Source organism: Klebsiella sp. Ech2A, assembly GCF_030078455.1.
GTDB classification, from domain to species: domain Bacteria; phylum Pseudomonadota; class Gammaproteobacteria; order Enterobacterales; family Enterobacteriaceae; genus Klebsiella; species Klebsiella terrigena.
The window spans coordinates 1-15,125 of sequence record NZ_JAQGFU010000035.1 but is presented as its reverse complement, the minus strand read 5'-3'; the positions used below and the strand labels follow the sequence as shown (position 1 = coordinate 15,125).

Genomic DNA, 15,125 nt, shown 5'->3' with positions numbered 1-15,125 from the left:
CCTTGACGGGCATACTTTTAGATTAAATAACCTTCAATGTTTTATCACTGCAAACTATCTTACCAGGTGTATTTAACGCCCACGTTAGCAGACCAGTCCTGATCCACATCCCCGCCGCCGAGGTAGCTCACGTCGGAGTAGGCGCTGAAGCTGCGGGTAAAGCTGAACTGCGTACCCAGCCCAACGCGTACCGCAGAACCTTCGGTGCCGTTATCGATAGCATCCCCGTTGACCTTAGCGTTGTTGCCGGCATCGTCATACACGTAGGCCAGCTTGAAGTAAGGCGTAAGCGCCTGATCGCTGCCGTAGCTAAAGGTGTAGCCTGCATCAACGCCCAGCTCATAGCGCATGCTGTCGTAAGACTGTTCGCCCACCTTCATACCGTTGCTCAGGCGGTAGTCGTCCCCGGACTGGAACAGGCCGGATACGCTGCCGTACGGGGTCACATAGCCCGCATCGCCCAGCTTCCAGTCGTAGCCCAGCTTCAGACCAAAGCCCCAGGCATCCGTGGAAGTCCTGCCGTCGACGTACTGGCCGTTGCTCATGTTGGCAGACAGGTCGTTGTTGAAGCGAGAGTAGTTCAGAGAGCCGTCAACAAAAACGTTGTTTGCAAAGCGGGCGGACGAGTAGACGTAGGCCGTCTGGCTGTCCTGGTCCACCTGACCGCTGCGATCGCTCAGGTCGCCTTTCACGAAGCCCGCTGCGGCCCCGACGATCCACTGGGCGTGGTTACCCTCAATTTTACTATCCAGACCCAGCATGACGCCGTTGACGTTCTGATCGTAGCTGATGGTGCCGTTATCGCCGTTGAAGCTGCCGCCGAAGTAGCTGCCCCAGACGCCGCCGTTATCCGCCAGACCGTGCCGGGAGTGGGTCAGACGCGTCGCCACGGTATCCTGCTGCAGGTTCCAGATATTGCTGTTCGCGGACGGGATGCTGAGCGCCATGTTCGCGTAATCGGTCAGCGACCGCTGCTGCATAACCACCACGTTGCCTTCCTGCTTAGCCTGCCAGGTGTAGGCACCCAGATCGGCTTTGTTTGCCGCAGAGAAGGTGGCGGTGCTGCTCTTATCGTTAACATAGACCAGCTCTTTGCCTTTGTAATCAGCAATGGAGCCCGTACCTACCGCGTTATCAATACGCACTTTATAGTTGCCGGTGGCGGCCGCAACGTTATCGCCCGCGTTATCCACTTCGGACTGGTCAAAAGAGGTGTCGGAGTCACCGTTGCCGTTGATGGTCAGGTGACCATCAGAGTTCATGGCGATGATGCCGTAGCCGTAGTTTGGCTTAGCGGTATCGTTAGTGCGATCGTTGGTTAAATCGGCATTCAGCACGAAGCGATTGCTGTGAACGCTTAACACGCCAGCATGTACGTCCCCGCGGGCATCCGTCGAGCTGGTCAGGTTCAGCGTATCGGCCTGCAGCGCGTACGCCGTGCCGTTGCCGACGTCCAGAATACCGTCGTGAGTCACGTTGACGATGTTGGCATACAGCGCCGCATCATCGACGCCCCAGCCGGCGGAGACATCGTCGGCAATCGTGACGGTACTGTTGTCGATTGTCAGCGCGTGGGTCGCGACGTGGCCATCTTCCGCGATCTTCAGGGCAGAGCCGCCGGTCAGAGAGATGGTGTCAGAGACCAGGGAGGAATCCGCCACGTTGACCAGCGAACCGCTGTTGATGCTTAAAGTATCAATCAGCGACGTTTTGGTGGTATCCCACCGTGAACCGCCGTTCAGCGTCACGTTGAACAGACCGCTCTGATAGACTTCGTTGCCGGCAACGTGAGCGCTTTCATTGTAGGCCGTGTCGCTGCCGTTGATACCATAGGTTGACCACGGCCACAGGCTGTTCGCCGCGACATCAATCAGCGTTGCGGTCGCTTCAGTGCCTTCGCCAAAGCTGTCGTAAACGCCATCGCCATCGGAATCGATCTGATGCGTGGAGATCGCGGCCCCCACCCACTTGCTGCCGTTATTCAGCGTGACATCCATGCGGTCGGTGCCGTCCCAGCCGTTAGTGTCTACGGCAGAATTGGTATCCCGATAGCTGTCCGCACCGCTCGGGAAGAAATTGTGGTCAAAGTTACTGGAAAATAAGATGTCCCCCATCAGGGTCGAGTTAGTGAGGTTAACCGTCGTCTGCATCGCGTTATCCGCATGCGGATTGGCGATAGCGGAGATCGCGACGTCATCGGCATTAAAGCCGGCATCGCCGTTCGTATTCAGGCCGGTGCCGCCGTAATCGCTGGCGTTATTGTTGTTGCCGAACCAGCCGGAGGTGCCTTCATCCGACCATGAGCCGGACGTCACGGTAGAATCCGCTACATCGATCGCGTTATGGAACACTTTGCCGCTGTTGACGCCGGTGCTGACGGTATTGTCGTCAATATCTCCCCACTCGTAGCCCTGAGTCAGGGTGATGCCGGCAACGTGGGAGTTATTTTTGACGACCAGATCGACCTCCTGATCCAGCGTAATGGCCGTCCCCAGATCGTAAACGTCAACAACGTGCGTATCTACGGAGCCATCGGCGTGCGTGCCGTTGTAAGTATAGTGCTCGTAGTTATCATCAATGGTCGAGTTATCAACGGTCAGCGCCAGGCGGTCATAAACGTAGCCGGTAGCGTCACGCCTCACGCAGTCGGTGGTCATGCACTCGGAGGTGATCATCCCGTGAATGGTGCTGTTTTTAATAGTCAGGCTATTGCTGTTCGCGTTGGTAGCAAGACCATCGTCCAGATAGTAAGTCGAGATCACGCCATTAACGACGGACTTATTGATGACCGGATAAATGTCACCGTTATAAAGACTATCCGTCGCATAGTTATTCCAGCCTACATAGCCATTATAATAAACGCCGTCGGTATAGTTAGCGTCGTTATAATGTTTAAATGTCGTGTAGTTGGTTCCAGATATATCAGTAACAGCACTTGCCTGAGAGGTGATAGCCAAAGTGCAGGCTAATGCTAATTGTGAAACTACAAATTTCTTTTTCCAAGGGTGCATTGTCATCCCTCCTCAGGGACGTAATATCGTTGATCCATCAATTATCAATACGTAGAAGAACATTATTATGCTTCGCGGAACGATTATGCGGTGTCAGCGAGGAAAGGTTCAATTATTCTTTAGCCAAAGTCCGAAACCGGACAATAATTTAATCAGCACAATTCCCGGAAAGAAAAAATAAATACACTAACTTCAGTTAATTAGCCAACCAATAAACACTAGATATAAAACAAACAAATACATTAGCAAACAAACAAAACAACAATGAATAAACAGACCAAAATCCTCACCCATATTAAATATATAAATCCCATTGACTCCAAAAACATCCAATAAAAAACAAACACCCCTGTAAATATAAATATTCGCTATGCGCATTCAATTCAGCAACCCATTATTATTGCCAGCACCGCCCGGCCGACGGGAGATTTTAAGCCACTTTCGTAAAACGCCCGCCCTCAGGTTCGGGTATACTGCGGTCTTTCATTTCACAAAATCAGGCAAACCATGACAGATTTAATCACTCGCCCGCGCCGCTTGCGTCAGTCCGCTTCGCTACGAGCCATGTTTGAAGAGACAACACTGAGTTTGAATGACCTGGTGTTGCCGATCTTTGTTGAAGAAGAAATCGACGATTACAAAGCCATCGAGGCCATGCCCGGCGTGATGCGCATCCCGGAGAAACACCTGGCGCGTGAAATCGAGCGTATCGCTAACGCCGGTATCCGGTCGGTGATGACCTTCGGTATTTCCCATCACACCGACGCCAACGGCAGCGATGCCTGGAACGAAAACGGCCTGGTCGCGCGGATGTCGCGTATCTGTAAGGATGCGGTACCGGAGATGATCGTGATGTCCGATACCTGCTTCTGCGAATACACCTCCCACGGCCACTGCGGCGTACTTTGCGAGCACGGCGTAGACAACGATGCTACCCTGGTGAACCTCGGCAGGCAGGCGGTTGTTGCGGCAGCGGCCGGCGCTGATTTTATTGCGCCATCCGCCGCGATGGACGGTCAGGTGCAGGCTATTCGCCAGGCGCTGGATGCCGCCGGTTTTACCCGCACCGCCATTATGTCCTACTCCACCAAGTTCGCCTCTTCGTTCTACGGCCCGTTCCGCGAAGCGGCGGGCACCGCGCTGAAGGGCGATCGTAAAACCTATCAGATGAGCCCGATGAACCGCCGGGAAGCGATTCGCGAGTCGCTGCTCGATGAAGCCCAGGGTGCTGACTGCCTGATGGTGAAACCGGCCGGCGCCTATCTTGATATCCTGCGCGATATCCGCGAGCGCAGCGATCTGCCGATTGGCGCTTATCAGGTCAGCGGCGAGTACGCGATGATCAAATTTGCCGCCCAGGCGGGCGCCATCGATGAAGAAAAAGTGGTTCTGGAAAGTCTTGGAGCCATTAAGCGCGCCGGCGCGGATCTGATCTTCAGCTACTTCGCCCTCGATCTCGCCGAGAAGAAAATCCTGCGCTAAACCCGTCTTGCGGGCGACAGCCTCCGCGCGCAGGCCGGGAACTCTCCTGACCTGCGCCGCGCTTTCGGGCCTGCCAATGCCGAATCTTCACCGAACTGCAATATAAGCGACACTTCCACCTTCTACTGTCTGGGCAGGACGGAGGAGGAAGCGCTATGTTTAGTCTCGATCATGTACTCGACGACCTGTGGCCTCAGGCCAGGCCCGCCGCCTGGCAAAAGAAGCTGCTAAAAAAACTGCTCCATGAGGAAGAGTTTCAACAGTTTGCCGCCCGCCATCGTCACCTGAAGGGGCTCGATACGGTCGAACAGGTGCTGGAACACCTGAATATTCGCTGCGCGATCCCGGCGCACGATCTGGAACAAATTCCCGAGCACGGCCCGCTGGTGATCGTCGCCAATCATCCTACCGGTACCCTCGACGGCCTGGCGCTACTCTATGCCGTCTCCCGCGTTCGCCGCGATGTAAAAGTCGTGACCAACCGCCTGTTGACCCACCTTGAGCCGCTCAGCTCGCTGTTCATTCCGGTCGATAATATCAACGGCCGTACCGCTAAAGCCGCGCTGCAGCAAATGGATCGCCAGCTGCAAAACGGCGGCGTGCTGATCTTTTTCCCGGCAGGTGAAGTCTCGCGCCCGACGCGCCGGGGGATCCGCGATAAGAAATGGCACCCCGGCTTTATCAAGCTGGCGACCAAATATCGCGCCCCGCTGCTGCCGGTGTGGATCCGCGCGCACAACAGCGCCCTGTTCTACGCCAGCACCCTGCTTTCAGAAAACCTGCCGCTGCTGCTGCTCATGCAGCAAATGTTCCGGCGCCGCAACAGCAGCCTGCCGATCGGCATTGGTCAGCAGATTGCCTGGTCCAGCTGGTATAGTCCGCAGATGTCTCCCCGGGAGTTGGCGGACCGCTGCTATCGCCACGTCGAGCTGATGGGGAAAGGTCTGGCGGGACTCTTCAAAACGGAAAGCGCCATCGCCCGTCCTGAAGATCGCGCGCTGATAAAACGCGAGCTGCACCGCGCGGAGTGCCTGGGGCATACCGCCGATGGCAAAACCATCTACCTGTGGCAGCGCAACGGTCAGGACGACGCCCCGCTGCTACGCGAGCTCGGCCGCCTGCGGGAGATCGCCTTCCGCGCGGTGGGGGAAGGTAGCGGCAAGCGTCGCGACGTCGACGGCTATGATGACGATTATCTGCACCTGATTCTGTGGGATGAGGAAGATCTGGAGATCGTTGGCGCCTATCGCTTTATGCCCACCGCAATGCAGCTGGAAAAGCGTGGGCTGGAGGGGATTTACAGCTACAGCCTGTTCCATTACGACCAGCGGATGGACGACATTCTCCAGTACGGTATTGAGCTGGGGCGCAGCTTTATTCAGCCGCGCTACTGGGGACGGCGCGGGCTGGACTATCTGTGGTCGGGCATCGGCGCCTACCTCGCACGCTACCCGCACTACCGCTATCTGTTCGGCCCGGTGTCGATTTCCGGCGGCCTGCCGCCGGCGGCCCGCGATCTGCTGGTGGCTTTCTATCGGCTGTGGTTCCCGGCGACCCACCCGCTGGCGGAATCGCGGCGTCCCTATCCCGCTTCGCTACCGGACGTGCTGGCGCAGTTTAGCGGCGAGGATTATGCCGAGGATCTCACCCGGCTGAAGTCGCTGCTCGGCAACCTCGGCTGCGCCATTCCCCCGCTGTATAAGCAATACTCAGAAGTGTGCGAGCCGGGCGGCGTGCAGTTTATCGATTTCGGCAGCGACCCTGACTTCAACAACTGCGTGGACGGGCTGGTGCTGGTGGATTTGACCTACCTGAAGGCCAACCGCTATCAGCGCTATATCGGCGCGCATCTATAAAGCGTCATCTCCCGGCCTGCGGCGCGCAGCGCCATAGCCGGGCGTCCCGGGGCGCTATCCCGCCCGGTAATACGGCTTATCGCCGAGGATCGTCGCCCGGTGCATAATGCGCCGCTGCGGCAGATAGTCGGCGTTGGCGTAATGCTGGGTCACGCGGTTATCCCAAATCGCCACATCGTTCGGCTGCCAGCGCCAGCGCACCTGAAACTCCGGTTTCGTTATATGGCTAAACAGGAAGCCCAGCAGCGCCTCGCTCTCTTTCTCGGTGACGTCAACAATGCGCGTGGTAAAGCCTTCGTTAACGAACAGCGCCTGCCTGCCGGTCACCGGATGCGTGCGCACCACCGGATGCAGCAGCGGCGGGTTCTTCTCCACCGCCTCCAGCCAGCGCCGGTGCTCCTCTTCACTGCCGCGGTATTTATACTCCGGGAACGATTTACGGAAATCATGCTCCGCCCGCAGGCCGCTCAACAGCTGGCGAAAAGGCTCGGAAAGCGCTTCGTACGCCGCCACGCCGCTGGTCCACAGGGTATCACCGCCGGTGGACGGCAGCTCTTTCGCCGCCAGAATCGCGCCGGCGGGCGGCGTCTCGATGAACGTGACGTCGGTATGCCAGTTGTCGTTATCCGGCGGATTATCATCATGGGTGTCGAGCACGATAATTTCATCGACGCCCGGCGCGTGGGGATAGACCGGATGAATATGCAGGTCGCCAAAGCGCAGCGCAAAATCGCGCTGCTGCTGCGGGGTAATATTCTGCTCGCGCAGGAACACCACCTGATGGCGCAGCACCGCGTGATACAGCTGCTCAAACTGGTTATCGCTCAGCGGACGCGCGAGGTCCACGCCGGCTACCTGCGCGCCAATATAGGGCCCCAGCGGGGTAATGCTCAGACGTTCACTCATTGTACTTCTCCATGCCAGGGCGTCAGGCGGCGCTGCAGCGCGCGCAGCCCCAGTTCCAACAGAAACGCAATTATCGCAATCACCGCAATCCCGGCCAGCACCACGTCGGTGGCCAGGAATTCGCCGGCGGACTGCACCATAAAACCTAACCCGCGGGTGGCGGCGATCAGCTCCGCGGCCACCAGCGTTGACCAGCCGACGCCAAGACCAATGCGCAGGCCGGTAAGGATCTCCGGCAGCGCGCCGGGTAAAATAACCAGCCACAGCACCTGCGCGCGGCTGGCGCCTAGCGACTGGGCGGCGCGGATGCGTACCTGCTGGGCGCTTTTCACCCCCGCCAGCGCCGACATCGCCACCGGGGCGAAGATCGCCAGATAGATCAATAAGATCTTCGACGTTTCGCCGATGCCGAACCAGATAACCATCAGCGGGAGATAGGCCAGCGGCGGCACCGGGCGGTAGAGCTCAATTAACGGATCGAGAATGCCGCGCACCGTCGGGCTCAGGCCCATGGCGATCCCCACCGGAACGCCGAGCAGCACCGCCGCCAGCAGCGCGATGACGATCCGCGTCAGGCTCGCCGTCAGATGCTGCCAGAGGGTAGCATCCATAAAGCCCTGCGGGCCGGCAATGGCGATCAGCTTGTGCAGCACCTGGCCCGGCGGCGGCAGAAACAGCGGGCTAACCAGCTGGAGCGCCGCGACGGCCCACCAGATAGCCAGCAGCACCGCCAGCGTCGCCGCGCTCAGCGTCAGCTGACGGGAAACGGGCCAGCGCCACTTCAGCGGCCGCCGACGCGGTTTATCGTTGATGACCACGCTCATGAGAAGGCCTCCCGTTGTTCAAATACCCGGCTCAGCACGTATTCACGCTGCTCGATAAAGCGCGGATCGGATTTAATGCTGCGGCAGGACTCGCCGGCGACGAAGCGGCGGCCAAAGTCGAGCGGCAGCCGCTCCAGCACCCGCCCCGGGCCCGGCGACAGCAGCACCAGCTCGGTGGCCATAAACACGGCCTCTTCAATATCATGGGTGATAAGCAGGACCTGTTTGCCGGTCTCGTGCCACAGGCCGAGCAGCAGGGTTTGCATCTGTTCACGGGTAAAGGCGTCCAGCGCGCCGAACGGCTCGTCAAGGAGCAGCAGCTGCGGGTTTGCCGCCAGCGCTCTGGCGATCCCCACCCGCTGACGCTGGCCGCCGGAAAGCTGCCAGATAAAGCGTTTTTCAGCCCCTTCGAGGCCCACCTTCTTCAGCATCTGCGCCGCGGTTTCCCGACGGAGCGCTTTGTCCACGCCCGCCAGCTGCAGCCCCAGCGCCACGTTATCCTGCACGTTACGCCACGGCAGCAGGCCTTCATGCTGAAAGACCACGCCGCGTTCGGCGCCCGGTCCGCTTACGCGCTGCCCTTCAAGGACGATGCTGCCGTGCTGATAAGGCACGAATCCGGCAATCAGGTTCAGCAGCGTGGTTTTACCGCAGCCTGACGGCCCAAGGACCACCAGCAGTTCGCCGCTGTCCAGCGTCAGGTTGATATCCGCCAGCGCCGGTTTGCCGCCGTAGTCGGCAAAGAGATGCGAGATTTGCAGCATCGTGACCTCCTTTATTTTACAAAACGGTCGGTGACGTACTGGCTGTAATCGGCGCCGGCATCGGGTACTTTGCCCTGCTCTTTGAGGAACTTAGCCGTATCGATAATCGCCTTGTTCACCGGCCCGTTCAGCTCCTGCGCCTGCTGCGCCGCGGTCAGGTAGGTATTGCCCTTCACCAGCCCGGGAACGTCCGCATCCGGCACGCCGCTCAGGCGCGACAGCTTGCTGATATTTTCCGGCTGCTTCAGCCACGCGTCCGGGTTAGCGATGTAGGGCTGCTGGGCGTCGATAGCGCTCTTCGCAAAGGCTTTCACCACCTCAGGGTGCTTCTCGGCAAAGTCTTTACGCACCACCCACACGTCCAGGGTTGGCGCGCCCCACTCGCCGACCTGCGACGAATCGGTCAGCACCTTGCCCTCTTTTTCCAGGGCGTTGACCGCAGGAGCCCAAACGTAGGCGCCGTCAATGTCTCCGCGCTGCCAGGCGGCAATAATCGCCGGCGGCTGCAGGTTGATAATCTGCACCTGGCCCGGCTTAATGCCCCAGTGCTTCAGCGCCGACAGCAGGCTGTAGTGGGTGGTGGAGATAAACGGCACCGCGATGCGCTTACCGATCAAATCTTCGGGTTTAGTAATGTCCTTTTTCACCACCAGCGCTTCGGAGTTGCCGAGCTTTGAGGCGAGGAGGAAGACTTCAATCGGCACCTGCTGACTGGCGGCGACCGCCAGCGGGCTGGAGCCGAGGTTGCCAATCTGGACATCGCCGGAGGCCAGCGCGCGCACGATGCTCGCCCCGCTGTCGAACTTGCGCCAGTCAACGGTCGCCCCGCTCTCTTTGGCAAAGGTATTGTCCGCCTGGGCGACTTTCGCCGGCTCGGCGGAGGTTTGATACGCCACGGTGACGTTGACCGCATGGGCCTGAAAAGCGGCGAATGCCAGGGCGGCGAAAAGTGTAATGCGCGATGCGTGTGCCATATGTCTGCTCCCCTTTGTTGTTATGGGTGCAGTATTTCCGGCCTGATGCGATTGATGAAGTAATTAAAAATTCTGGCTAATAGCCAATCGTCATTAGAAAAAAAGCGGCAAACGATAGTTAAAAACGGGGATTGAGAAGCGGGAGCGCCGGCCCCGGCAAGCATTGCGGGGGTGGGGAGACGCCCGGCCGGCGGCGCGCTGCGCCGTAGCCGGGCTATTGGTCAGCGTTTGGCCGCCAGGGCGGCAATATCTTTCGGCGTGGTACGACAGCAGCCGCCAATCAGTTTTGCCCCCGCCGCCAGCCACTGCGGCAGATACTCGCTGAGGGCAACGCAGGACTCGCCGTGATGGTGCCAGGTTTTGCTCACCGCGTCGTAGTGCTCCCCGGAGTTGGGATAGACCACCAGCGGCAGCGCGGTCAAACCGTGCAGATGCTGCAACGCGGCGGTAGTGTTCTCCAGCGCAATACAGTTAATACCCAGCGCCACCACCTGCGGAGAGTCCGCAAGCGCCGCCACCACGTCGCTCAGCGGCGTGCCGTCGCTGAGATGCCCGGCGTCGCGCAGGGTAAACGAGAACCAGGCGCGAGCGCGCGGGTACTCAGCCAGCAGCAGCGCCAGCGCCTTAATTTCGGCAAAGGACGGCAGGGTTTCGCAGGCCAGCAGATCGGCTCCGGCATCGAGAAGCGCTTCCACGCGCGGGCGATGGAAGGCCTGAAACTCTTCCGCGCTGCGCTGGTAATCGCCGCGATATTCCGAACCATCGGCAAGATAGGCGCCGTACGGCCCCACCGAACCGGCGACCAGCAGCGTGCCGGCCTGCGGGTTTTCCGCGAGGCGGGCTTCCCGCGCCTTGCGCGCCAGCTCAACGCTTTTTCCGATCAGCGCTTTCGACTGCGCCTCATCCAGCCCGCGGGCGGCGAAGCCCGCCGGGGTGGCCTGATAGCTGGCGGTGATCGCGATCTGCGCGCCGGCGCGGAAATAGTCGAGGTGCACGTCGCGAATCAGCTGCGGATTTTCCAGCAGCACCCGCGCCGACCACAGGCTATCGGCCAGATTACAGCCGCGCGCTTCCAGCTCCGTCGCCATCGCACCGTCGAGCAGCACAAAGGGCTCCCGGGCGAGGATAGAGGTTAACGGGTTATTCTGCGACATGCTGTTGCTCCCTGTTGAGTTGTCGTGAGTGGGTCAGATACCAGGCACCATAGCACAGCGCCACGAAGGGGATCCCACACCACAGCGCAATGCGCTGGCTGGGGTCAAACGCCAGGCCCACGCAGGCCACCAGGCATAAAATGAATCCCAGCACCGGCACCAGCGGATACCAGGGCGCGCGATAGTGCAGCTCGCTCAGGGCTTTACCCTGCTGGAGATGGCGACGGCGGAACATAAAGTGTGAGGCGCAGATGCTGAGCCACACCGCCACCACCGCAAAGCCGGAAATCGCCGACAGCGCGACAAACACCGTATCTGGCGCAATTACGCTGGAAAACAGCGCCAGCACGCCGCCAAGCATGCTCACCGACAGCGCGGTCAGCGGCACGCCGTTTTTGTTCACTTTGGCGAAGCACGCCGGCAGGGTCCGCTCGTTCGCCAACGACCATAGCATCCGCCCGGAGGCGTAGAGGCCGGAGTTGGCCGCCGACAGGATCGCCGTCAGGATCACGAAGTTAAAGATATCCGCCGCGTAGGGGATGCCCACCTTTTCAAAGACCAGCACAAACGGGCTTTTCTCCACTCCCGCCTGCTGCATCGGGATCAGCGCCGCCAGCACAAACACGGTGCCGACAAAAAAGATAATCAGCCGGGCGATGGTGGTACGAATGGCGATCGGGATGACCTTATGCGGGTTTTGCGTTTCACCCGCCGCGATGCCGATCAGTTCGGTCCCGGAGAAGGCGAAGTTCACCGCTACCATGGTCATCAGGATCGGCAGGCCGCCGTGCGGGAACCAGCCTTCAGAGGTCAGGTTACGCAGCCCCGGCGCCGGCGAACCGTCCTGCATCGGGATAATGCCGAATATCGCCGCCCCGCCGAGAATAATAAAGGCGATGATGGTGACGACTTTGACCAGCGAAAACCAGAACTCGCCTTCGGCAAAGAAGCGGGTGGAGATGACGTTGAGGAAAAAAATCACCGCGCAGAACACCACGCACCATACCCACACCGGCACCTGCGGAAACCAGTACTGCATACAGAAACCGGCGGCGGTAAAGCTTGAGCCGAGCGCCACCGTCCACGTCAGCCAGTAGAGCCACGCCACCGTGTATCCCGTTGCCGGGCCGAGATAGCGAGCGGCGTAGACGTGAAACGCGCCGGTCTCCGGCATTGCCACCGACAGCTCGCCAAGGCACTGCATCACCAGCCAGACCACCAGGGCGCCAATCAGATAGGCCAGCAGCGTTCCCGCCGCTCCGGTGGTCGAGATGATATAGCCGGTATTAAAAAACAGGCCGGTGCCAATCACGCCGCCCAGCGAGAGCATGATCAGGTGGCGGGTCTTCATGGTGCGCTTCAGCGGCTCATTCTGCTGCGGTGTACTTTGCATATTACCTTCTAAACGTATGGACATCTAAACATCCAAAGAAATGCAGTTATACCGCGACGCAGATGAAATTGCAAAACAGACGCCGCTTTTCACGCCGTTTTACGGGCGTTTGCCCGAAAAATGAGCGCGGGTTCTGGGCATTTAAATGACAAAAAGCAAAACGTGATCGGCATAAACAAAAAAATAAAACAATGTTGCTATTTTTACAAAACACAATACCCAAAAAAGGATAATCAGATGACAACCCGTCCCTTTCCTCTGTTGGCTGCCGCCGCTATCGTCGGCGTCATCCCCTTTCATACGGCTCTCGCCGCCAGCGCGGTGACGTTTGCGGATAGAGTCTGCGACGTCACCCAATACGGAGCAGAAGGCCACCGGCTGCAGATTGCGCTGAATACCGACGCCATTCAAAAAGCGATCGATGACTGCGCCGCCGCAGGGGGCGGCACGGTGCGGATCCCGAAGGGAAACTATCTGAGCAATCCGCTGTTTTTGAAAAGTAATATTCGGCTCAGGCTGGAGAAAGACGCGACGCTCGTCGCCTCAAGCGAAGTCGCAGCCTGGCGCGGAGATGAAAAAACGCAGTATGCCGCAGCGGAAAACGGCTGGCTGCCGTTTATTAGCATCGCCGATGCGCAAAACGTCGCTATCGTCGGTGAAGGGACCATCGACGGCCAGGGAGCGGTATGGTGGGAGCGCTGGCGAGAAAATATTCGCGCCAGCGGCAAGAAAGGCGGCACCGACCGGCCGCGGCTGATCTACATTACCCGTTCGAGCAACGTACTGATCGACGGCGTTACCCTCACCCACTCGCCCAGCTTCCACATCGTCACCCGCTACGCGCACGATATTGACATTAACGGCACGCGAATTTTATCCCCGTGGCATGCGCCGAATACCGACGCCATCGATCCTATCGACAGCCAGAACATCCGCATCACCAACAACTATATCGACTGCAATGACGACCATATCGCCATCAAAGCGGAGAAAGCCGATCCGCGCTTCCCTGACGGGGTGGTCGATAATATTTATATCGCCAACAATACGCTCAGGCAGGGGCGCGGTATCTCTATCGGCAGCGAAAGCGCCGGCGGCGTCAACAACGTGCTGGTGGAAAACAATACCTTTGAAGGCGCAATGTACGGCATTCGCATTAAGAGCCCGCGCGGCAAAGGCGGCGAGGTAAAAAATATCGTTTACCGCAATACCACCATGCATAACGTCGAGGTGCCGCTGGTTTTCTCCGCCTACTACAAGGCCGCGCCTATCGTGCAGGCCGAGGTCGACAAGCAGCTGCAGGCCGGAGGATTTACCCTCGGCGAGCAGATCTATCCGCCGGACAGCGACCCGAAACAGCCGTTCGACAAATATAAAACCCCGCACTTCAGCAACATCACCGTGGAAAATTTAACCTCCACCGGCGATAGCAAAGCGGCGGCCTATATTATCGGCACGCCGGAGGCGCCGCTGAGCGGGTTCCACTTTAGCAACGTCAACATCGAGGCGACCCGCGGTCTGCGCATTCGTCACGCCGAGCTGGAGACCCGCGGCCTCAGCCTGAAGGTAAAAGAGGGCCCGGTGATTCAACAGGACGCGGGCGCCGTCGTTCGCGACTAGCGCGACATTTGTGGGCAGCTGCACCAGGGCGCATATCTTTGCGCGCGCAGGCTGCCCCTTTTTGGATCGTCCCGCGGCTAACCCTCCGCGTTTATCAGGGCTCTGACCTGGCACTCTCTTTGCAACCCTCCACATATCTGAAATACCAGGTTCACCAGGCGTCATTGTTGCAGGCAGTTTGGGCATGGACAGCGCGCGAAAACCGGAGCGTACACGTAGTACGTGAGGATTTATTCGCTGCGCTCACCCTGCGGGCCGCCCTAAAGGGCGTTCAAAATACTCGCGTATTTTGTTGAGCACTGCCCAGGCCTAAGCTGGCAAATAAAATAGCGTGGTGAGCCGGATAACTTTATCTGGCGAGGTCGCAAAAATGACAGAGCACACCACAACGCTAAAAAGAACGCTCGGCAGTTTCCGCCTGTGGGGGATTGCCGTTGGGCTGGTTATTTCCGGGGAGTATTTTGGCTGGAGCTACGGCTGGTCCCAGGCCGGGACGCTGGGATTTCTCATCGTGGCGCTGGCGGTTGCCGCCATGTACTGCGCCTTTATTTTTAGTTTTACCGAGCTGACGACCGCGATCCCCCACGCCGGCGGCCCGTTCGCCTACGCCTACCGCGCTTTTGGCCCGACCGGCGGCTTTATTGCCGGCTTCGCGACGCTGATTGAGTTTGTCTTCGCCCCGCCGGCGATTGCCATGGCGATTGGCGCCTACCTCAACGTCCAGTTTCCGGCGCTGGATCCGAAATGGGTGGCCTGCGGCGCCTACGTCATCTTTATGACGCTGAACATCCTCGGCGTCGGCATTGCCGCTACCTTTGAGCTGATTGTCACCCTGCTGGCGATTTTCGAACTGCTGGTGTTTATGGGCGTGGTCGCTCCGGGCTTCTCGTGGAGCCACTTCACCGCTAACGGCTGGGCCGGGGCGGAGAGCTTCAGCGGGCTGGCGCTGCCGGGAATGTTCGCGGCCATTCCTTTTGCTATCTGGTTCTTTCTGGCTATTGAAGGCGCATCGATGGCCGCCGAAGAGGCTAAAGATCCGCAGCGTACCATCCCCCGCGCGCTGGGCGGCGGGATCCTGACCCTTACCGTACTGGCGATCGGCGTCATGGTGTTTGCCGGCGGCCATCGATGCGCCTTCAAT

At 59.1% G+C, this 15,125-nt stretch carries 11 protein-coding genes; 4 read left to right on the top strand and 7 right to left on the bottom strand.

Annotated features, from left to right (window positions below):
• Positions 1-59: 59 nt before the first annotated feature.
• Complete coding sequence (gene ehaB / locus PFH44_RS09705) at positions 60-3,011, bottom strand: autotransporter adhesin EhaB (RefSeq protein ID WP_283824903.1); 2,952 nt, start codon at positions 3,009-3,011, stop codon at positions 60-62.
• Positions 3,012-3,518: 507 nt separating this feature from the next.
• Here ehaB and hemB point away from each other — a divergent pair.
• Positions 3,519-4,493 (top strand): porphobilinogen synthase, encoded by a 975-nt coding sequence (gene hemB, locus PFH44_RS09700; protein WP_283824902.1) that lies wholly within the window; start codon positions 3,519-3,521, stop codon positions 4,491-4,493.
• Positions 4,494-4,648: 155 nt separating this feature from the next.
• On the top strand, positions 4,649-6,349 hold the full coding sequence (gene olsF, locus PFH44_RS09695; protein WP_045854157.1) for a bifunctional ornithine lipid synthase OlsF: 1,701 nt from the start codon (positions 4,649-4,651) through the stop codon (positions 6,347-6,349).
• A 54-nt stretch (positions 6,350-6,403) separates the two neighbouring features.
• Here olsF and tauD read toward each other — a convergent pair whose 3' ends face one another.
• From tauD to mmuP, 6 genes are all read right to left on the bottom strand, one after another.
• Positions 6,404-7,255 (bottom strand): taurine dioxygenase, encoded by an 852-nt coding sequence (gene tauD / locus PFH44_RS09690; RefSeq protein WP_283824901.1) that lies wholly within the window; start codon positions 7,253-7,255, stop codon positions 6,404-6,406.
• Positions 7,252-8,079, bottom strand: coding sequence for a taurine ABC transporter permease TauC (gene tauC / locus PFH44_RS09685; RefSeq protein ID WP_045854155.1), 828 nt, complete (start codon positions 8,077-8,079; stop codon positions 7,252-7,254). The genes tauD and tauC overlap by 4 nt, the downstream gene beginning before the upstream one ends.
• On the bottom strand, positions 8,076-8,843 hold the full coding sequence (gene tauB / locus PFH44_RS09680; RefSeq protein ID WP_045854154.1) for a taurine ABC transporter ATP-binding subunit: 768 nt from the start codon (positions 8,841-8,843) through the stop codon (positions 8,076-8,078). The genes tauC and tauB overlap by 4 nt, the downstream gene beginning before the upstream one ends.
• Positions 8,844-8,854: 11 nt before the next feature.
• Complete coding sequence (gene tauA / locus PFH44_RS09675; protein WP_283824900.1) at positions 8,855-9,817, bottom strand: taurine ABC transporter substrate-binding protein; 963 nt, start codon at positions 9,815-9,817, stop codon at positions 8,855-8,857.
• 221 nt (positions 9,818-10,038) lie between these two features.
• Positions 10,039-10,971, bottom strand: coding sequence for a homocysteine S-methyltransferase (gene mmuM, locus PFH44_RS09670; protein WP_283824899.1), 933 nt, complete (start codon positions 10,969-10,971; stop codon positions 10,039-10,041).
• Complete coding sequence (mmuP, locus tag PFH44_RS09665; protein WP_283824911.1) at positions 10,958-12,364, bottom strand: S-methylmethionine permease; 1,407 nt, start codon at positions 12,362-12,364, stop codon at positions 10,958-10,960. The genes mmuM and mmuP overlap by 14 nt, the downstream gene beginning before the upstream one ends.
• 237 nt (positions 12,365-12,601) lie before the next feature.
• Here mmuP and PFH44_RS09660 point away from each other — a divergent pair, with 237 nt between their 5' ends.
• Positions 12,602-13,984, top strand: a complete 1,383-nt coding sequence (locus PFH44_RS09660) for a glycoside hydrolase family 28 protein (RefSeq protein ID WP_283824898.1) — start codon at positions 12,602-12,604, stop codon at positions 13,982-13,984.
• Positions 13,985-14,354: 370 nt separating this feature from the next.
• The coding region (locus PFH44_RS09655; protein WP_283824897.1) for an amino acid permease at positions 14,355-15,125 on the top strand (771 nt) is incomplete at its 3' end.